The following is an 18,876-nucleotide window of genomic DNA, read 5'->3' as shown; positions in this document are numbered from 1 at the left end:
CTCGCTCAGCGGTTCAGGACGGCACGGACTTTTGCTAGCGCTTCGACGGTTTCGGGGCCTTGCTGCTTGGCCCACTGATCCCAATAGGGTTCTATCATGGCAGTCGCTTTATCGATATCCGCCTGCTGAGGATCGACGATCTTCATGCCGGCCTCACTGAATGACTTTCCGAGCGCATCTTCTTCGCTGAGAAGGCGTTCGGTCGTGAGGGGCGACATCTTTGCCACTTTTTCCCGGATCGCGGCTTGCGTCTCTGCGCTCAATCGTTCAAAGGCCTTCTTGTTGACGATATATAAACCGTCGAAGTAATTCACCGGAAAACGATAGTTGTATTTCAGCGAATCGCGCCATAACCGGCCGCCACCGGAGTTTGCTGTCAGCGCACCATCGACCGTACCTGATTGCAGTGCGGAGGCAACCTCGGGGGTGCCCATGGAAATCGGGATACCGCCAAAGCGCGAGATAAATTCAGATTGCTCGGGCGAGGTCACGCGAATTTTTTGATTGCGAAAATCCTCTGTGCCGGCCAAGGGCTTGGCTGAGTATGCCGTCTGATGAGGGTAAATATACCGTCCCAATACGATCACCCCCTGCCGTTCGAACTCCTTCTCAATATAGGGTTTAAGTACTTCGACCGCCTGGTCGTATTCCTGAGGGGTATGAAGCAGCATGGGCAAACGCAGAATACCCGCGACCTTTACGTTTCCTAAAAAGAATCCGTCTTCGGCGATTTGAATGGATCCATTGCCGACGGCTTGTGTAATATTGGCCGCCTGGATAGGCAAGGAACCGCCTAGTCGCAAGCGAATCTTGAGATCGTCGCCCACTTCATTCTGTATGGCATTCAGGATCTCGCGAAAACTCTTGACCGTCGCCATTGTGTCTGACGGGCCATAGGTGTAGGCGGTCCAGGTGGCAGCATAGCTGACCGAAGAGGTCACAAAAGCGCCGGCGATGATGGCGAGTGCGATGCCGAATTTACGCATAACTGTCTCCGAATAGTTGTAATTGATGTCACTATCATGTGTACAAGAACTGCCTGGAACAATATGCAGCCCGTATGCCCTGGGCTAGTGCTTCGATGAACGGTATGACCAACTCACGCTTCTCATTAGTGATTTTTTTCGTTACGGCACTTCGATTTATCGAATCTATTGGGTGCCTGACGTCGGGCAACCATCGACCAAATAACTGCTGTCATATTTGCATTGCACAATAGAGGCCTCTGGCAACTAGGAGACTGTCGTGCAACCGTACTCTTACCGTCAAATTGCTTCTGACCTCGTGCTCTGGGACGAGTATGTCAACAACTTTGGCGATCTGACCGATGATCAATTTCGTGCGATGACGATCGAGCAGCGAATCGCGATGATTACGCGGGCCTATGGCCCGGAACGTCAGGCGATGTGTGCCGTCGCCATGGCTTGACACACAACGCTGGCGTCAGTGCGCCTGGTAGTGGGGCGAACGCTTTTCAAGAAATGCCGCGACGGCCTCGTCGTGATCTTTGGTGTGATGAGCGAGCGCCTGATAGGCAGCGGCGAGCTCTAGCGATGACTGTAGTGACGCGAACTGACTCTCGCGCAGTAGCCGTTTGGTCAATCGCAGTGTTAGCGGAGGTTGCTCCGCAATCCGTCGTGCCATAGCCTGCGCCTCGGCAAGCAGCGTATCGCCCGGGACGATTCGTGTGATCAGCCCGATTTCACGAGCTTCATCGGCCTTGATGCGATCACCCGTCAGCATCAGTTCTAATGCTTTGGGCGCACCGAGTACGCGTGACAGCAGCCAGGCCCCACCGTCGGCAGGAACGATACCCAGCTTGATAAAGCTCGCGGCAAACAGGGCGCTGTCCGATGCGATGCGTATGTCGCACATGCACGCCAAATCCAGGCCGGCTCCAATAGCCGGACCATTGATGGCGGCGATGGTCGGTACATTCAGGTGATACAGCGCCAGCGGGATCTGTTGTATTCCCCGACGATAGGCCTCGCATACTTGTACGGGCGAGCCCGCCGAAAAACTCTTTTTATCGCGCATGTGTTTCACATTGCCGCCGGCCGAGAAGGAGGATCCGGCACCGGTGAGCACGACTGCCCGTACGGTGTCATCGCGTTCGAGGCGATGGCAGGCTTGGACAAACTCCAGCATTTCATGCTCTTCGGATAGGGCGTTGCGCTGTTCCGGACGGTTCATCGTTAGCGTGACGACGCCATGCTCATCACGTTCCTCGATTAGAAAGTCGGTCATTTTTTTCAGATCCAGTTAGAGATTGAGATTGAGTTCGCCCGAGGTGGCGATGGGCCACCATGCTTGAGGGCCTGCGGCGCATACCGCTTGGCCTAAGCGGAGTGCCCACCAGCCTTGCGAGCCGTATTCACTGCGCCATGACCACAACCTGCGTGTTGCGTATTGCAGGCTATGCTCGTAGGTGAAACCGATTGCCCCATGGACGGCGTGGGCCAGGGATGCTGCTTTGCCAGCCGCCCGGCCTGAGCGGATCTTGGCCGCGGCGATCGCCAGGCCGGCCTCGCCCTGGTCTGCTTGCTCAAAAGCGTAAGCCGCTGCGGTGGCGACGGCTCCCGCTTCGCAGCCCAGCTCCGCGATATGGTGTTGGATTACCTGAAATTGTGCCAGCGGGCGACCAAACTGTATGCGCTCGGTGGAATACGCTAATGTTTGTTCCAGGATGCGTTCGATGGCTCCGGCCATTTGAGCAGTTCGCAGCATGGCGCCATAGCGCATGACGGCGGCTCGGCCGAGATTGGGTGCCGAACGCCATTCTTGTATTGGAGCTTCTTTCAGTGTCAGTGTGTCGCGTGGTTCTCGTGCGATATTCAGCGCCGCCTGCGCCGAGAACGCCGATTGGCCCAAAGCACGCATCTGCGTGAGGTCGATCCAGCCCATGTGCGGGACGCTGTCGATTTCGGTGATTAGTACGAGGCGTTGTGCTTGGCTTGAAAACGGGATGTTCTTTAGCGATGCCGTAATGGCAGCGCCGTTGTCGTTGAGTGTGATCGCGCTGGCGTTGGTCGATCCGATCGTCATGACGACGTTCCCATCTGTCTGCGCGCAGCCTGCGGTTTCTAAGACATAATTTGCCAACAATGTCTCGGCCAACGGTACGGGTACGGTATACCGGCCTGTGGCGTGCAGTAGGGGATACACCTGCCCCCACGACAGATTGCTGCCGCCGACATCGTCGGCACGCATCGCCAGCGTGAAGCCCTGGTCTGCCACTGCGTCCCACAACGCTTGTGGAAATTCACCGGCCTCTGCACGCTGGAGAACGTCGCTGGTGACGAGATCACTGAACAGCGCGTTGGCGCTGTCTTGCAGCATGGATTGAATATCGTCCATGATTATCTTGCTCCCAGTCCGCGCGCGATGATGCCTCGCAGGATTTCTCGAGTACCGCCACGTAGCGAAAAAGACGGCGTGACTTGTGTCAGATAAGCCAGCACTTGCGCGCCATCGGGGCCGCTGTTGACGCGTGGTTCGATGTCGAACACCGCGTGCGCCACTTCCGGCAGCGCCTGTTCGAATAGGGTTCCCAGATCCTTGACGCAGGATGCTTCCACTTGAGGGTCCTCTCCACGTTCCAGACGTCCCGCTATGGTCAAGGACATCTGGCGAAGCGTCACGACATCGGCCATGAGTCGGCCTATCGCTTCGATCGCGCGATGGTCGCCGTGTTGATTCGCCCATTCGACCATCACGGTTAATAGCGCGGCTCCGCTCAGGTAACGTTCGGGCCCACTACGTTCAAAAGCCAGCTCGGCCATGACTTGCGCCCAACCTTCTCCGGCGGTGCCGATTAACTGATCGTCCGGAACGAACACGTCTTCGAAGACAACTTCGTTGAAATGTGCGTCGCCTGCGAGGTCACGGATAGGGCGTACGGTGACGCCGGGTGCCTGTAGATCGATGATGATCTGCGAAAGGCCTCCATGTCTTTGGCTGCCCGGTGTCGTGCGCACCAGCGCGATCATCCATTGGCAACGGTGAGCGTTGGTGGTCCAGAGCTTGGTTCCATTGACACACCATCCCCCTTCCACTGCTTCGGCGCGCGTGCGTGTCGCGGCGAGGTCGGATCCCGAGTCGGGTTCGGACATGCCGATGCAGAAATAGGATTCGCCTCGCGTGATGGGCGGCAGGAAGCGTTGCTTTTGTGCCTCGGTGCCATAGCGCAGAATCAGAGGCCCGCTTTGGCGGTCGGCCGTCCAGTGAGCGAGCACGGGTGCTCCTGCAGCCATGAGTTCTTCGGCCAAGACATAGCGCTCGAGTGCGCTGCGTGCTTGTCCGCCGTACTCGCGTGGCCAGGTCATGCCGATCCAACCCTTGCGGCCAAGCGCGCGGGTGAATTCGGCATCGAATCCCATCCAGGACATCATGCGGCTGGTAGGGGAGAAATCAGGACCTAATGTTTCATGCAGAAATTCGCGAATTTCACGACGCAGATCGTCGGTCGCCGGTGGTAGGCCGATGGGCATGAACCTGTTGGACCACATGCTATAGCACCCCCTGAGTACGAAGCTGATCGATCTCGGCGTTCGACATGCCAAGCACGTCACTCAATACGAGATCTGTATGTTGACCCAGCAATGGTGGTGGATCACCATATTCAATCGGATGCGTGGTAAAGCGTATGGGGTTGGCCACGAGTGGAACGGTCGCACCCACGGGATGGCGCAAATCCATGCGCATGCCGCGATGCAGGACTTGTTCGTCTTCGAATGTTTGATCGAGTCGATTGATCGGCCCACAGGGCACGGCATTGCGTCCCAGCTCTTCGCACCACGATGCGGTGGTGCGAGTTTGCATCGCCGCGGCAATGAGGGGCGCCAATTCGTCGCGATGGGTCACTCGGTCCGCATTCGTGCGAAAGCGCGCGTCCGTGCTCAGGTGATCTAATCCTGCCAGACGGCAGAAGCGCTGGAACTGCCCGTCGTTGCCGATTGCCAGAATGACGTGGCCGTCCTCGGTCGGAAATGATTGGTATGGAACCACGTTGGGATGGGCGTTGCCGTAGCGTTTGGGGATGGCACCGGAAATCAGGTAGTTTTGGGCCTGGTTCGACAGCATGGCGACCTGGCAGTCGAGCAGCGCCATGTCAATGTGCTCGCCAACACCGTGTCGATCGCGTCGCGCCAGCGAGGCAAGAATGGCGACGCAGGCGTACATGCCGGTCATGAGATCTGCTACGGGGACGCCCACTTTTTTGGGGCCGCCGCCAGGCACATTGTCTGCCTCTCCTGTCAGGCTCATTAGTCCACCCATACCCTGGATCATGAAATCGTATCCAGCGTGGCCGCGCATCGCGCCTGTCTGGCCAAACCCCGTAATCGAGCAGTACACAAGGTCCGGCTTGATAGCGCAGAGCGATGCGTAGTCCAATCCGTAACGTGTCAGGTCGCCGACCTTGAAGTTTTCAATCACGACGTCCGCGGTGGCGACCAGGCGGCGAACCAGTTCCTGACCGTCAGGCGTCGCGATATCGATTGTGACTGATCGCTTACCGCGATTGGCACACAGAAAGTAGGCAGTCTCGGAGGTATCGTGGCCGTTGTCGTCTTTCAGAAAGGGAGGGCCCCAGCCTCGGGTGTCGTCGCCATGCTGAGGGCGCTCCACTTTGATGACTTCGGCCCCCAGATCGGCCAGCGTTTGCGCGGCCCACGGGCCTGCCAGAATTCGCGAAAGATCGATGACTCGCAAATGAGAAAGCGCTCCGGACATCAAGCGACTCCTGCCAGGTAGAAGAGAAAGGGAATGAGTACGGTCATTGCTGTACCTCGCTGGCTTGTTTGCGATAGCGCTTTTGCTCTTCGGCAATGCGTTTTTCCCATTCATCGCCTGCCAAGAATGCAAGGAAGGGGGCATCTACTTTGGCGGCTTTCAAGTACTCGGGATCCGCCATGGCGTCCTTGATGCTCTTTTGCAGGCGCGCGACAATTTCCGCAGGTACGCCCTCAGGCATGGCGAATCCGCGTTCGGCCGTCATTTCCACGCTCAACCCATTTTCGAATGTGGTCGGTACCTGCGGCAGCGACGGTAGACGTTGAGGGACAAACTGGGCCAGCAATTGCAGTGGAACTGCTTCGGAATCGGCGTTTTGTACTTCCGAGGCAGAGACAAATGCCAGATCGATATGGCCACCGCCGAGATTCACTTTCTGTTCTGCGGTGCCCTTGAAGGGAATCGCGTTGAATTGCACATTGGCGGCGTCTTGCATACTGAGCATGGCAAGGTGGCCATTGGTTCCGATACCGTTATGGCCTGCCGACAACGTCCCGGGTTGAGCGGACAGTTGCTGGATCATCTGCTTGAAGTCGTGGGGTCCCTTGTCTTTGCGAGCGACCAATACCGTAGGGTCGGACATGACGCGGGCGACTAATTGAATCTTGGCAGGATCGTAGGCCGCTTTCCTGTACATGGGCAGGAAGAAGTAGCCCGGTAGATTGACGATGGCCGTCGTATAGCCGTTTGGATCGGACCGCTGCATATGGGATACGGCCAATTCGCCCGAGGCGCCTGGACGATTCACGATCACGAGCTGTGATTTGCCGCCGAGATGTTTTTGAATATAGGGCGCCAGCGTGCGCGTCATGACGTCGGTGGTGCCACCCGCGGCGAATCCCACCACGATCTCGATAGGACGGTCGTCCGGCCAGGCAGCGTGAGCAGATTCCTGAGCAACGGTCAGGCACAAGACTGCCGCCAGGCAGAGCCACGGGTGCTTTCTCATTTCGTCTCTCCATTTGTTGTTGTATTTGCCGTATTCCGGCCTGGAAAGAGTAGGCACTTGCGCGCCGTACGAAAAGCGATTTTTTTTAAAACTGATATATTCAAAAAACGACTGTATTGATGTGCATCAGAAAATCTGATGTCATTTGCCCACTATGTCGTTTGCTTCCGATTTCAGTGTTCCGTTATCGAGTGTTATCGCACACGTGTTGGTTGCATTGTTGATGACCTACATCATGGTAGGTACGTCATATTCCTTTTGTGCTGAGGGCACGCATGACTCTGAAGCAGATTGAAGCCTTCTATTGGGCTGCCACGCTGGGCAGTTTTGGCATTGCCGCAGCCCGCCTGCACATTACTCAGTCCTCGTTGTCCAAACGTATTGCCGAACTGGAAAGCGAGTTGGGTCGGGCGTTATTTGATCGCAGTGCGAAAAAGTCCGTACTCACCGAGGTGGGAGAGCGGCTTTTGCCGCGTTGCCGAGCTGCGTTGGATTTGATTGAGGCGATCAGCCATCACGACGATGCGTCGGATGAACGTGCGTTGACCGGTACTTGCAAGTTCGGCATCAGTGAGCTCTCGGCATCGACGTGGTTGCCTCGTTTTGTCGATCGGGTGCGCGCGTCATATCCCAAGCTGATGCTTGAGCCTCAGGTTGTGTTGACACGTCAGTTGGAGCGCCTCGTCCAAAGAGGTGAACTGGATTTCGCCGTGATTGCGGGTACGCCGGCCAGCTCATCCATCGACAGTCAGACCGTCGCGCGAGTTTCGTTTTCATGGGTTGCGTCTCCCCGTTTTGCGCGTGCGGGACAGACTCTGGTGGCGAAAGATTTTGGCAGTCTGGACATCCTGACGCATCCTCCCGAGTCGGGATTAGCGACCGTGTTCAACAGTTGGCTGACGGTGCATAATTTAAAAGTCCGGCGAGCGATTGTTTGCAACAGCCTGACGACAATTACCGGTCTGACGGTATCGAATATGGGGTTGAGCTTTCTGCCCAGCGACTATGTGCAGCCGCTTGTCGAGCGCGCCAAGCTGGTGACCCTGCATAGTGAGCCAGCGCTTCCCATGCTGGATTACAACTTCATCTGGCTCCGTGATGATATTCGCCCCATGACGCATGTGATGAAGAAGCTGATTTTGTCGTCAATCGATTTTTCGATTCCGAACGAATTATGGCTTTAGCCAAAATTAAAACCCTCGTCCCGAATAGTCGAGCGAGGGCTTTTTTCCCGATATAGGATCCAGATCAGATCCTATTCGATTGCGACGTGGCGATTGTCACTGCGCGGGAGCGCGGCCATTTTGCTTGAGCTCGGCCGCCAGTTTGGTCAAGGGCGCTTTGGCGTCATCGATATCCTTTTGCCACGCTGGTCCAGGCTTGTAGGCGAGGATGGCGGAGAAGGACTTCGCCGCTTCGAGGAAGCCGGGGTCTTTCAAGGCTGCTTCCAGCGCAGCTTGCAGTTTGTCGCGAACATCGGTGGGCACCCCTTTGTCCACGGCCAGTCCGCGATCGGAAGGCACGACCACGTCGAATCCCTCTTCTTTCGCTGTCGGCACGTTCGGCAGCATGGGCGCACGTTCCTCGACAAACTGGCCCAAGATGCGCAGCTTCTTCTGCTCGCCGGCGGGATTTGGCACAGCGGTGTGGCTGGCAAAAATCATATCGACGTGGCCACCCATCAGGGCGACCTTCGACTGTCCTGTTCCCGCAAAGGGCACCTCAGTAAAGGATGCGCCGCTTTCTAGCATCAGAATATTCAGTGCGACGCCGCCGTTGCTGCCCAAACCGTTCTGGCCAATGGAGACGCTCTCGGGCTTGGCTTTTACCGCAGCGACCAGTTCTTTTAGGGTCTTATAGGGACTGTCATCGCGCACTACCAGCAGGGTCGGATCGCTAACGACGCGACCGATCAGGGCAAACTGGTCTGGGTCGTAAGGGGTCGACTGCACCAATGGCATGAAGTTCATGGGTGGCGTGTTGACCATTGCGACGGTGTAGCCATCCTTGGATGCTCGTTGCACGTAAGCGTTGGCAATCGCTCCTGATGCGCCCGGCTTGTTGACGACGACGATGTTGGCCGTGTCGGACAGGTGTTTTTGCATGAACGGCGCCAGCGTGCGTGCCAGTACGTCCGTTTCGCCGCCGGCGGAGAAACCGACAACCAGTTCGATGGGTTTGTCATTGGGCCAGGCAGCCCAGACGGAGGTACAGGCGGTCGTGCCGAGCAGGGCGGTTGAGTATATCGCTGCGCGTATGGGGAATTTCATCGTTATTCTCCTTCCTGATTTTCATTTATTGTTTTTCGGGCTCGAATGAGCCCGGTGGGTTACAGCAAGCAATCGGGCTGTTCGCGGACGATGGCGTCAAAGATCGGTTGAAAATGCAGCCATGCCATGAACGGCGTCGCCAGATGCTTTTTGGAATGCAGTGCTGCTTCCCGATTGATCATTTTCAGGGGCTTGCCAGTGGCTTCGGCCTTGAGCTGGATTTCACAAGCACGCTCAGCTGCGATGAACCACCAGGCGGCTTCTTCGATGGTCTCTCGACCCGCCGAGAACAGACCGTGGTTTTGGTGAATGGCGATCTTTGCATTACCGAACGCCTGTGCAACGGCATGGCCTTTGTCGTTTTCCACGACGACCGCGCCCGCCTCTTCGGTGATTAACGCTTGGTCTTCATAGAAACCGCACGCCGTTTGTGTGATCGGGTCGAGCGGGCGTCCCAGCGCGGCCCATGCCATGCCGTTCGTGGTATGTGCGTGGCACGATGCCATGACATCGGGGTTGGCCTCATGAATGGCGGAGTGCAATACGAAACCCGCCCGGTTCACCGCCCATGTTCCCTCCAGTACGGTGCCGTCGCGTTCAACCAGCAACATATCGCTGGCACGCACACGTCCGAAATCCATGGCAAAAGGATTCGTCCAATACAGGTTGGGATGTTCGGGATCTCTCACCGTGACGTGGCCCGCAAATCCGTATTCGTAGCGGAATTTGGCAAATACCCGACAAACTGCGGCCAGCCGTTGGCGCCGATGCCAGCGCTCTGCGTCGATAGAGTCAAAGATGGGGTATTTGGGGAAATACAGGTTTTCCTGTTTGGGACGGTAGACGGTTTCCGGCGTTGACGACATGACGACTCCTGGCAAATTCATGGCAGACCCGCTGCAATGTGCGACACGCATCATTGTTCGGGCTACGGACTGACAATGCCGGGATTCTAGGCAGTGGTCTAACATGGGGGCCAATCATATAAACAGTGCCAGTCATAAATCTGGCTTATGGAGACGTAGCGTTCGTTATGCTTGCCCGCATCCAACTGCGCCATTTGGAGGCATTCCATGCTGTCATGATGTCTGGTTCGATCACGGGGGCGGCTGCGCTGCTGCACGTGACGCAGCCAGCCGTCAGCGCGACCATCAAGCACTTTGAGCAACGTCTGGGATTTACGCTATTTCGGCGTCAGGGTGGGCGTCTTGTTCCCACACCTGAGGCCCGTACGTTGCTGCCTGAAGTACAGGATATTTTTGGTCGGGTGGCGGGCCTGGAACGATTTAGCCAGGACCTTGCAGAAGGGCTCCAGGGATCGCTTGCCATCGCAGCCAGTTCCCCCATCGCCAATGCCTGGCTGGCGCAGGCTGTAGCCGAGTTTGTCAAAACTCGCCCGAAGATTCGTATATCGCTGCAGTCGATGGATTCAAACCTGATAACGGAGCGGCTTATCAACGAACAAGTGGATCTTGGCGTGGCGTTCTCGCCGGGCGATCACGACGCTATTCATTCTTTGCCAATGGGACATGCCGAACTCAGTTGTATTTTTCCCGAGCCCCATCCATTGGCGGCGTTCCCGTCAATCGCTGCTGAAGATCTATTGCCGTATCCGGTGATTACTTACGTCCCGCAAGCTTTGTTGCGACGCTGTCTGACTGGATTTCTGGATTGCCCTTTGAATATACAGGTCGAGGTGGCAACATCGATGACGGGCATCGTCCTGGCGTTTCATGGCGCGGGCGTCGCGTTGGTCGAGTCCAGCTTGCTGAATGCCCTGCCTGTACACGGGCTGACAAGCCGGCCACTGACGCCTGAGATTCAGGTGCACAGTCACGTGCTGTGGAGCACGCTTCGACCCCAGACTGAGTTGTCCCGTACGTTCGTGCGGCATCTGACCAGCTCGTCATTTCCGTCGGGCTAAGGACTACGCGGCGGTCGACGATATGGGCTGGCTCACGACACGTTGCTGCCACCGGCCGGTGATTTCATCATCCCGGCGCGCAATCTCCCTGTGCCTTCTCGGGGCCCTTCAGTCTGTCGTGATGTTTGCGGTTTGCACCACAGTTTTCCATTTGCTCAGGTCCGCTCGGACTTGCTGCATGAGCGCTTCTGGCGTGCCTCCGATGGCGTCGAGTCCTTGCTCTTGCAAGGCGTGCTGAACGTCTTTATTCGCCAGGGTTTCTTTCAATGCGGCATTGACCTTTTGCACCACGTCGTCAGGCAGGCCTTTGGGGCCGACGAATGCAAACCAATTGAGCGCTTCGAAGTTGTCGACGCCTTGTTCCGCGATGGTAGGGGTATCGGGTATTGCCGCAGATCGCTTGGAGGACGTCACGCCCAACGCGCGAATGGTTCCTGCACGGATCTGGGGAATGGCAGGCGCCAGCGTAGACATCGCGAGTGGAATTTGGCCCCCTATCAGGTCTGCCATGGCGGGCCCGCCTCCACGATAGGCGACGTGCTGCATCGAGGTGCCTGTGGCGATTTTCAATTGTTCAGCGGCAACGTGGCCTCCGCCACCCACGCCGGATGTAGCGTAGCTATATTGGCCCGGATTGTCTTTTAGCAGCTTGACAAGTTCAGGGAAGGTTTTGACGGGCAGGGAGGGGTGCGTCACGAGTACCAGGCCGCTGTCGGCTGCCATGCCGATGGGCGTGAACGACGAGAGCGGATCGAAGTTTACTTTCCGGATATTCGGCAGAATGGTCATCGCACCGGAGTCGATCAGGTGCAGCGTGTATCCATCGGGTGTCGCACGTGCCGCTGCTTCGGCCGCGATGCCGCCGCCAGCACCCGGCTTGTATTCAATGACGACGGGTTGCCCCAGTACTTCACTGAGTTTTGGCGTGATAGACCGGGCCGTTGCGTCTGCGGCGCCACCGGGTGTATAGCCAAGCAGGAGTCTAATGGGTTGTTTAGGGTAGTCGGAGGCGAGGGTGGGCGCCACGCAAGCGAACATAATCGTCAGGACACTAGCAAAACGCGGAAAGCATCGGCGAGCGAACTTCATCTACGTCTCCTCATCAGATGGTGATGGCTGATCTCGTCCGCTTGTCTGCTTTGTTCGTTGCGGCGACAGCCTGACAAATGCTGATCGGGTCAGCGACCCTCAAAGCGTGGGGGACGCTTTTCCTTCCAAGCCGCGACGCCCTCGCGGATATCGCTTGAGCGCAAGCATTGTGTTTCGCGCAGCGCGAAGGCGTCTGGATCCAAACGTTCCTGGGCCAGATCGTTCAGCGCGGCCTTCATGCCTTGTACAGCCAGCGGGGCCATGCCCGCTACGGTGAATGCTGCTTCCCGAGCGGCATCCTGAAGCTGATCCGCGGGCACAATTCGGTCGATGAAGCCTGTGGCCAACATCTGTTCCGCGTCCAGCGTCTCGGCGAACAGGAACAGGCGCTTGGCCGTGTTAAAGCCAAGGCGTGACACATAGCGGCGCATGCCGCCTATGTAGTAATGCAGACCCAATCTGGCCGCCGGCATAAACATTTTTACGGCGGGTGTCCCCAACCGCAGGTCGCAAGCCAACGCTAGATCAGTAGCGCCACCGTAGATCCCTCCGTTGAGCGCGCAAATCACGGGTTGGGGCAGGTGCTCCACGGCATCGACCATCACTGCAAAGGGGTTGATGGTCACGGTCGCATCGGGGGTGGCGTCACCGGACTCCAATAGGGTGGTGAGATCCGCGCCGGCACTGAAATGCTTGCCTGTGCCGGTCAGGATCACTGCACGAATATGCGGGTCTGTTGCGATGCGTTGGCAATGCTGGATGAGCGCGTCCTGGTCATCAGGTTCAATGCGGTTGGCCTGCGCGGGTCGATTAAGCCGAATCGTCGCGACCGCCCCCTCGATGCTCAGAACGGGGGTGCTGGCTTGTTGCTCCTCCATGCTCACCTCTTGACTTGTGGTATTTTGAATTTTAGTCAATGTATACCACTAATAAGGCACGATGTGGCCTATCCTTCGTCACGACGGACCCATTGATATGAGTCGACCCCAACCCATTAGTCATAGCGACTACAAAGTCTTTATTCCCATCCAGACCCGCTGGATGGATAACGACGTGTATGGTCACGTCAACAATGTGACCTACTATTCGTACTTTGATACGGCGGTCAATCACTACCTGATCCAGCAGGGTGTTCTGGATTTCGAGTCGGGTAGCACGATCGGTTTGGTGGTTGAGACGAGCTGCCAATATTTTGCGCCGATCGCGTTTCCAGATTCGGTCGAGGCAGGTCTGAGAGTGACGCATATCGGACGTTCCAGCGTCCGATACGAAGTCGGTATTTTCAAAGTAGGAGACACCGAGACGCGTGCGGCAGGGCATTTTGTACACGTCTACGTGGACAGGGAAAATCGTCGTCCCGCGGCGATCCCGGCCGAGTTTCTGACAGCGCTCAAGCCGCTGGCCGTGGCATCTGATGCGTGTCTTTAGCTCGGCACACAATGAGCCTCGGTGGCTTTAGGGGTGCGGTTGAGCTGCGCCACATTGCCAACACGACGTGAACTGCGGTTCTAACCATTCTCCGCATTGGTCGCAGTGCCACTTGAATCCAGTGCCGGCGGTGGTATCGGCGGGCCCTTCGATCAGTCGCATGGCAGCGATCTTGTCGTGCGCATTTTCCAACCAAAGGTCCGGGCCGCATTGATCTACAGGGATTTCTCCCGCACCGCCTTGCATGTACCGATTTGTCAGGTGGCAAGGGATTCCCGCCTGCGTTAACAGGTTGGCCCAATGCTGGCCTAACATGACATCAGGGGCGCGCATCAGTCGAAACATGGCCTCTTTCCAGCAATGATAGACCGTTTAATCATAAGACAGTTGTCCGGTATAGGGGTGATACGCCGTCATGGTAGATTGAAGCCCGTTAGCCGAGCCGGCCTCGTCAGTGAGCGGGGCGACTTGTGTTTCACTGATAATGGCATCACGATGAATGCCATTGTGTGTTTGAGGGGAGCATTTATGAAAAAGGTCAAAATCGATTTCGTCTCCGATGTCGCTTGCCCGTGGTGTGCGGTGGGTTTGGGCGGGCTGTTGGCGGCCGTTGACAGGATCGGGCCCGAGCTCGACGTTCAAATCCACATGCAGCCGTTCGAGTTAAACCCCGATATGCCCCAAGGGGGTCAGAATACGGGCGAACGGTTGATGAAAAAGTACGGCTACGACGAAGCCCGCCTGCTGGAAAATCGCAAGGTTATTGCCGAGCGCGCGTCCGCCGTCGACATGCCTATGAATCAAACCAAAGATAGCCGCTCGTACAACACGTTTGGCGCGCACCGGTTGTTGCACTGGGCTGGCACGATAGGCCAGAAAGAGCAGGTGGCTCTGAAGCGCAGCTTGCTGAAGACCTATCATTTCGACAACCTGGACACCAGTGAAACGGATGTGCTGGTGCAGGCGGCTCGCGAGGCTGGACTGGACGAGGCGTTGGCACGGGAGGTCGTGGACTCAGACCGCTACGCTGAAGAGGTGCGGGCTGATCAGTCCAAATGGCGACAGCTGGGTATTTCGTCGGTGCCGTCGGTCATCATTAACGATAAATATTTGCTATCCGGCGGGCAACCCCCGGAAGCGTTCGAGCAGGCGCTACGCCAGGCTGCCGAAGAAAATTGAGTTTTTTTCTTAACGAGTCATACAAGCATCATGATCACAATATTGCATCGCTATAAACGTCTCGGGATAGCACTTGCCTTGGGTGTGTCGACCTTGTCCGCGCAGGCTGAATCGGTTGATAGCTACCCCTCCGAGTCCGTCACTATGATTGTGGGATGGACGGCCGGAGGTCCCGCGGATGGCGTGGGGCGTATGGTCGCCGCAGAAATGGGTAAGCATCTGGGGCAAGCCGTTGTTGTTGACAACAAGGCAGGTGCCGGTGGAAATATCGGCTCGGTGGCGGCCGCGCGTGCGAAACCGAATGGCTACACCATTATGCTGGCGACGGTAGCGTCGCACGGTTTGAATGCCGCGCTGTATGACGATATTGGCTACGATCCCATCAAAGATTTTGCCCCTATCGGCTTGGTCAGTGCGTCACCCTCGACGATGCTCGTGCCACTGAATTCACCGTTTAAAACGGTACAGGATTATGTCGATCAGGCGAAAGCAAATCCGGGCAAGCTGACCTATGGCTCGGGCGGCGTCGGATCATCACAGCATTTAGCGGGCGCGAGTTTCAAGACGCGCACGGGGATTGATATTCTGCATGTCCCGTACAAGAGCACGGCACCTGCGCTGACGGATGTGATGGCGGGCCGTATTGACATGATCATTACGACGGGGGCCATGGCGCCTATTGCATCGGGCAAGGTGCGTCCGTTGGCGATTACGTCGGAATCCCGGATTGCGGCGCTGCCCGATGTGCCGACTTTTGACGAGGCCGGCGTCAAGGGGTTTTACATGAAATCCTGGTATGGCCTGGTGGCGCCTGCGGGTACGCCGGAACCCATTTTGCTGAAGCTGAACGAGGCGTTGACGAAAGCACTGCAAAATCCGGAGTTACGCCAGAAGTTCGTGGATCTGGGATCGGTGCCGGCTGAGCCCATGTCGATTGATGCCTATTGGGATATGGTACAGAACGGCATGGTCGAGGCGGCCGAGTTGGTGCGAATTTCCGGCGCCAAGGCAGAGAAGTAATGCAATGGCGCGATATCGTCGGTATAGCGATATCGCGCCGCGCCATCGCTCAGGGCAGCAAGATCCCCACGCGACGCAGTAATTGCGCGGTTTCAAATACGGGCAAGCCCATGACGCCGGTATAGCTGCCCGACAGATGGGCAATGAAAGTGCCTGCCAGGCCCTGAATGCCGTATGCCCCCGCTTTGCCAAAGGGCTCGCCGCTGTCGCAGTAGCGGGTGATGTCGTCGGCGTCCAGATGGCGCATGCGGACCTGGGAGACGGAGACGTCCTGATGCAGCTGACCGTCGTGCCAGAGGGCGACGGCGGTGTGTACTTGGTGGGTGGTGCCGGACAAGCGGCTCAGCATGTCGATGGCGTGCTCACGATCAATGGGTTTGCCCAGCACGTCGCCTTGCAATATGACGGTCGTGTCGGCGGCCAGGAGCGGCAACGGTGCGAGTGCTTGTGACGTCATCCATTGCTGGCCGCGTTCCGCTTTTTCACGCGCGGTGCGCTGTACGTAGTCAGCGGCGGTTTCGTCGGCATGCTGGGGCTCGTCTTCTCCGGGCGGCGCAGGAACCTGCAATACCGTGTGGGCGAGTCCGATCTGCATGAGGAGTTCGCGGCGGCGCGGGCTGGCCGAGGCCAGATAGAGACGCGGTGTATCGCCGCCAGCGCAAGAGGATGTTGCCATGATCGAAGGCCGCGTCAGGCGCGGTGATAGGGATGGTTGGTCATGATGGCCCAGGCACGGTAAAGCTGTTCGGCCAGGACCACGCGCACCATGGGGTGCGGCAGGGTCAGCGATGAAAGACGGATCTGACCGTCGCTCGCTGCCTTGAGCGAGCTATCCAATCCATCTGGGCCACCCACCAGAAACACGACATCGCGACCCTCTCCGCGCCATTGTTCGAGCCGCTGTGACAAGGCCATGGTGGTCAGGTCGCGTCCGCGTTCGTCCAAGGTGAGTCGCAGCGCGCCGGCAGGAATGGCAGCCTCGATGCGACGCGCCTCGGCAGCCATCATTTGAGCAGGTGTTTTGCCGGTCGTGCGCGGCTCGGGTTTGACTTCCCGCAGCTCGAGTGCGCAATCGGGAGGTAGGCGTTTGGCGTAATCGTCCCAGGCGGTTTCCACCCAGGCGGGCATTCGGTTACCGACGGCGATGACGATCAGTTTCACACGAACGCTTTTTTTAGGTTTCCGGGTCGTCGTCGCTGTCGTCACCACGGGCCGCTGCGCCAGAGCCCGACAGCAGTTTGACGCGAACGGGCTTGTCGCCCCAGATTTCTTCGAGGTTGTAATACTGGCGGATGGCGGGCTGCATGACGTGGATGACAATATCGCCCAAGTCGACAACGACCCATTCGCCCGTGTTTTCGCCTTCGACGGTGATGCCGCTCAGCTTGAGGGCACGACCGCAATCCGCGACGCTCGAGGCGAGCGCGCGTGTCTGCCGGTTGGACGTCCCGCTGGCGATGACGACGCGGTCGAACAGGCTGGTGAGGTGCGTCGTGTTAAAGACTTTGATGTCTTGTGCTTTGACGTCTTCGAGGGCGTCAATGACGGCACGTTGTAATTTTTTAATATCCATGTTTGTAAATATAACCCGCGAGGGCGAAAGTAGTGATGCCCGGGCTGCCGAGTCGGTGGGCTGAAACTAGCGATAGAGGCCATGCGTGGCAATGTAGCGGGCTACCTGGGGGGGCAGCAGGCCCTCGGTGGTGTCGCCCTGCTTGAGCCGGTCGCGTATATCGGAGGCCGAAACCGCCATGGGGGTAAAGGGTAGGGTAATGAGTGCCCGCTCGGGGGTTTGGGCCGCCAGCCAGCCGGTTAATTCGGCGGGCGGCGCCAGCGGGGTGCCCGGACGCGTGGCGACGGCCAGCTCGACCAGGGTCGAGATGTCTTGCCATTTGTGCCAGGTGCAGAAATTGACCAATTGGTCGGCGCCCAGAATCCACACGTAGCGAGCGCCTGCCGGCAAGGCGCGCAGGGTGTCGATGGTGTAGGTGGCGCCGCCGCGTTCGAGCTCGATAGGGTTGACCTCCAGATTGGGCTGGCCGTCGATGGCCAGCTTGATCATGTTCAGCCGGTGCGCTGGCGCGGCATTCAGGGGAGCCCGCTGCCAGGGATTGGCGGCAGGGAGAAATTGCACCTGAGACAATGGCAGCGCGGTCAGGGCCGCCTGGGCGAGCGCCAGGTGGGCGAGATGGATGGGGTCGAAACTGCCGCCCAGCAAACCAATGCGGGGTTCGTTTTCCCCGCGCGCAGGCTGTGTAGGCAAGATGTCTTGGCTCAAACCCAATCCCGTGGTTTTAGAAAGGCCGCGAGCTCGGCCTCGGGGGTGCCGGGCTCAGGTTGCCAATCGTAGCGCCATTGCGCTATGGGCGGCATGGACAGCAAAATGGATTCCGTGCGACCGCCGGATTGCAGGCCAAACAGCGTGCCGCGGTCAAAGACCAGGTTGAACTCGACGTAGCGTCCGCGGCGATAGGCCTGGAAATCACGTTGAGCTTGCTCGTAGGGGGTGTCGCGGCGCCGTTCGACGATGGGCATATAGGCCGGCAGAAAGGCGTCTCCCACGGAGCGCAGCAAGGCAAACGAGGCGTCAAAGCCGGGTTCGCTGAGATCGTCGAAGAACACGCCACCTATGCCACGGGTCTCCTGGCGGTGTTTCAGGAAAAAGTATTCGTCGCACCAACGTTTGTAGGCAGGATAATACGTCTGGCCATGGGGATCCAGGGCGTCGCGACAGGCCTGATGAAAATGCCGGGCATCGTCTTCAAAGGCATAGTAAGGCGTGAGGTCGAGCCCGCCGCCAAACCAGAACACGTCGTTCTCATCGTGACCCGGGCGCGCGGCCGCCATGAACATGCGTACGTTCATGTGCGTCGTGGGTATGTAGGGGTTGCGCGGGTGCAGCACCATCGATACCCCCATGGCCTGCCAGGGCCGGCCGGCGAGCTCGGGTCGATGCGCGCTGGCCGACGGGGGCAATTGCGCACCTTCGACATGACTGAACAGCACGCCACCGCGTTCGAGCAACTGACCCCCTTCGATGAATCGGGAGACCCCGCCGCCGCCTTCGGCACGCTGCCACGAGTCGGTGCGGAAGTCTTCGCCACCGGCTTGTTCCAGCGCCTGCACGATACGTGTTTGCAGGCCGGTCAGATAATCTCGTACATCGGAAACGGGGATATTGCTCATGACGGTATTCTGAATGGGTTCAAGCTCGCTGCCCGTGG

The 18,876-nt window shown here is 58.0% G+C and carries 22 protein-coding genes; 6 read left to right on the top strand and 16 right to left on the bottom strand.

All coding sequences use genetic code 11. The features are described 5' to 3' along the window. Window positions 1-5 precede the first annotated feature (5 nt). Window positions 6-986 carry a TRAP transporter substrate-binding protein DctP gene (gene dctP, locus ACNAZS_RS21165; RefSeq protein ID WP_415792485.1) on the bottom strand — a complete coding sequence of 327 codons (981 nt, stop codon included), beginning with the start codon at window positions 984-986 and terminating at the stop codon, window positions 6-8. Window positions 987-1,245: 259 nt separating this feature from the next. Here dctP and ACNAZS_RS21160 point away from each other — a divergent pair, with 259 nt between their 5' ends. Continuing rightward, the gene (locus ACNAZS_RS21160) at window positions 1,246-1,428 is read left to right on the top strand and encodes a hypothetical protein (protein ID WP_415792483.1); all 183 of its coding nucleotides are present in this window, start codon (window positions 1,246-1,248) and stop codon (window positions 1,426-1,428) included. A 15-nt stretch (window positions 1,429-1,443) separates the two neighbouring features. Here ACNAZS_RS21160 and ACNAZS_RS21155 read toward each other — a convergent pair whose 3' ends face one another. Genes ACNAZS_RS21155 through ACNAZS_RS21135 form a run of 5 tightly spaced genes read right to left on the bottom strand, consistent with a single transcriptional unit; the run spans window position 1,444 to window position 6,742 of the window. Continuing rightward, window positions 1,444-2,247 carry a crotonase/enoyl-CoA hydratase family protein gene (locus ACNAZS_RS21155; RefSeq protein ID WP_415792482.1) on the bottom strand — a complete coding sequence of 268 codons (804 nt, stop codon included), beginning with the start codon at window positions 2,245-2,247 and terminating at the stop codon, window positions 1,444-1,446. Between the two features lie 15 nt (window positions 2,248-2,262). Further along, complete coding sequence (locus ACNAZS_RS21150; protein ID WP_415792481.1) at window positions 2,263-3,357, bottom strand: acyl-CoA dehydrogenase family protein; 1,095 nt, start codon at window positions 3,355-3,357, stop codon at window positions 2,263-2,265. Window positions 3,358-3,359: 2 nt separating this feature from the next. Then, window positions 3,360-4,508: an acyl-CoA dehydrogenase family protein gene (locus tag ACNAZS_RS21145; RefSeq protein WP_415792480.1), complete on the bottom strand. Its 1,149-nt coding sequence runs from the start codon at window positions 4,506-4,508 to the stop codon at window positions 3,360-3,362. Between the two features lies 1 nt (window position 4,509). Beyond that, the gene (locus ACNAZS_RS21140; RefSeq protein WP_415792478.1) at window positions 4,510-5,733 is read right to left on the bottom strand and encodes a CaiB/BaiF CoA transferase family protein; all 1,224 of its coding nucleotides are present in this window, start codon (window positions 5,731-5,733) and stop codon (window positions 4,510-4,512) included. 43 nt (window positions 5,734-5,776) lie between these two features. Then, complete coding sequence (locus ACNAZS_RS21135) at window positions 5,777-6,742, bottom strand: tripartite tricarboxylate transporter substrate binding protein (protein ID WP_415792477.1); 966 nt, start codon at window positions 6,740-6,742, stop codon at window positions 5,777-5,779. Between the two features lie 275 nt (window positions 6,743-7,017). On the opposite strand from ACNAZS_RS21135, the gene ACNAZS_RS21130 reads away from it, so the two are divergent. Next, the gene (locus tag ACNAZS_RS21130; RefSeq protein ID WP_415792476.1) at window positions 7,018-7,926 is read left to right on the top strand and encodes a LysR family transcriptional regulator; all 909 of its coding nucleotides are present in this window, start codon (window positions 7,018-7,020) and stop codon (window positions 7,924-7,926) included. A gap of 96 nt (window positions 7,927-8,022) precedes the next feature. On the opposite strand, the gene ACNAZS_RS21125 is transcribed toward ACNAZS_RS21130, so the two are convergent. Together ACNAZS_RS21125 and ACNAZS_RS21120 are read right to left on the bottom strand one after the other, a co-directional pair. Beyond that, the gene (locus tag ACNAZS_RS21125; protein WP_415792475.1) at window positions 8,023-9,012 is read right to left on the bottom strand and encodes a Bug family tripartite tricarboxylate transporter substrate binding protein; all 990 of its coding nucleotides are present in this window, start codon (window positions 9,010-9,012) and stop codon (window positions 8,023-8,025) included. A 59-nt stretch (window positions 9,013-9,071) separates the two neighbouring features. Beyond that, complete coding sequence (locus ACNAZS_RS21120; protein WP_415792474.1) at window positions 9,072-9,878, bottom strand: class II aldolase/adducin family protein; 807 nt, start codon at window positions 9,876-9,878, stop codon at window positions 9,072-9,074. A gap of 167 nt (window positions 9,879-10,045) precedes the next feature. Between ACNAZS_RS21120 and ACNAZS_RS21115 the strand changes: the two genes are divergently transcribed. Next, window positions 10,046-10,936, top strand: coding sequence for a LysR family transcriptional regulator (locus ACNAZS_RS21115; RefSeq protein ID WP_415792473.1), 891 nt, complete (start codon window positions 10,046-10,048; stop codon window positions 10,934-10,936). Window positions 10,937-11,044: 108 nt separating this feature from the next. Here ACNAZS_RS21115 and ACNAZS_RS21110 read toward each other — a convergent pair whose 3' ends face one another. Then, the gene (locus ACNAZS_RS21110) at window positions 11,045-12,025 is read right to left on the bottom strand and encodes a Bug family tripartite tricarboxylate transporter substrate binding protein (RefSeq protein ID WP_415792472.1); all 981 of its coding nucleotides are present in this window, start codon (window positions 12,023-12,025) and stop codon (window positions 11,045-11,047) included. 89 nt (window positions 12,026-12,114) lie between these two features. Then, complete coding sequence (locus ACNAZS_RS21105; protein WP_415792471.1) at window positions 12,115-12,903, bottom strand: enoyl-CoA hydratase/isomerase family protein; 789 nt, start codon at window positions 12,901-12,903, stop codon at window positions 12,115-12,117. A gap of 97 nt (window positions 12,904-13,000) precedes the next feature. Between ACNAZS_RS21105 and ACNAZS_RS21100 the strand changes: the two genes are divergently transcribed. Further along, window positions 13,001-13,453: an acyl-CoA thioesterase gene (locus ACNAZS_RS21100; protein ID WP_415792470.1), complete on the top strand. Its 453-nt coding sequence runs from the start codon at window positions 13,001-13,003 to the stop codon at window positions 13,451-13,453. Between the two features lie 27 nt (window positions 13,454-13,480). On the opposite strand, the gene ACNAZS_RS21095 is transcribed toward ACNAZS_RS21100, so the two are convergent. Continuing rightward, window positions 13,481-13,798: a putative signal transducing protein gene (locus ACNAZS_RS21095; RefSeq protein WP_415792469.1), complete on the bottom strand. Its 318-nt coding sequence runs from the start codon at window positions 13,796-13,798 to the stop codon at window positions 13,481-13,483. 183 nt (window positions 13,799-13,981) lie between these two features. On the opposite strand from ACNAZS_RS21095, the gene ACNAZS_RS21090 reads away from it, so the two are divergent. Together ACNAZS_RS21090 and ACNAZS_RS21085 are read left to right on the top strand one after the other, a co-directional pair. Continuing rightward, complete coding sequence (locus tag ACNAZS_RS21090) at window positions 13,982-14,632, top strand: DsbA family oxidoreductase (protein WP_415792468.1); 651 nt, start codon at window positions 13,982-13,984, stop codon at window positions 14,630-14,632. Between the two features lie 30 nt (window positions 14,633-14,662). Continuing rightward, complete coding sequence (locus ACNAZS_RS21085) at window positions 14,663-15,652, top strand: Bug family tripartite tricarboxylate transporter substrate binding protein (protein ID WP_415792467.1); 990 nt, start codon at window positions 14,663-14,665, stop codon at window positions 15,650-15,652. Between the two features lie 49 nt (window positions 15,653-15,701). Here the strand turns inward: ACNAZS_RS21085 and ACNAZS_RS21080 are convergent, their stop codons facing one another. The 5 genes from ACNAZS_RS21080 to hemF all read right to left on the bottom strand — a co-directional run bounded on the left by ACNAZS_RS21080 (window position 15,702) and on the right by hemF (window position 18,838). Beyond that, on the bottom strand, window positions 15,702-16,328 hold the full coding sequence (locus ACNAZS_RS21080) for a Maf family protein (RefSeq protein ID WP_415792466.1): 627 nt from the start codon (window positions 16,326-16,328) through the stop codon (window positions 15,702-15,704). A 14-nt stretch (window positions 16,329-16,342) separates the two neighbouring features. Then, the gene (gene rlmH / locus ACNAZS_RS21075) at window positions 16,343-16,813 is read right to left on the bottom strand and encodes a 23S rRNA (pseudouridine(1915)-N(3))-methyltransferase RlmH (protein WP_415792465.1); all 471 of its coding nucleotides are present in this window, start codon (window positions 16,811-16,813) and stop codon (window positions 16,343-16,345) included. Window positions 16,814-16,826: 13 nt separating this feature from the next. Then, complete coding sequence (gene rsfS / locus ACNAZS_RS21070; RefSeq protein WP_415792464.1) at window positions 16,827-17,225, bottom strand: ribosome silencing factor; 399 nt, start codon at window positions 17,223-17,225, stop codon at window positions 16,827-16,829. 66 nt (window positions 17,226-17,291) lie between these two features. Continuing rightward, window positions 17,292-17,930, bottom strand: coding sequence for a nicotinate (nicotinamide) nucleotide adenylyltransferase (gene nadD / locus ACNAZS_RS21065; protein ID WP_415792463.1), 639 nt, complete (start codon window positions 17,928-17,930; stop codon window positions 17,292-17,294). Continuing rightward, window positions 17,927-18,838: an oxygen-dependent coproporphyrinogen oxidase gene (gene hemF / locus ACNAZS_RS21060; RefSeq protein WP_415792462.1), complete on the bottom strand. Its 912-nt coding sequence runs from the start codon at window positions 18,836-18,838 to the stop codon at window positions 17,927-17,929. The genes nadD and hemF overlap by 4 nt, the downstream gene beginning before the upstream one ends. Window positions 18,839-18,876 lie beyond the last annotated feature (38 nt).

The organism is Bordetella tumulicola, assembly GCF_965138755.1.
GTDB classification, from domain to species: domain Bacteria; phylum Pseudomonadota; class Gammaproteobacteria; order Burkholderiales; family Burkholderiaceae_B; genus Bordetella_A; species Bordetella_A tumulicola.
The sequence above is the reverse complement of the archived record's forward strand: the minus strand, read 5'-3'. Positions and strand labels throughout refer to the sequence as shown.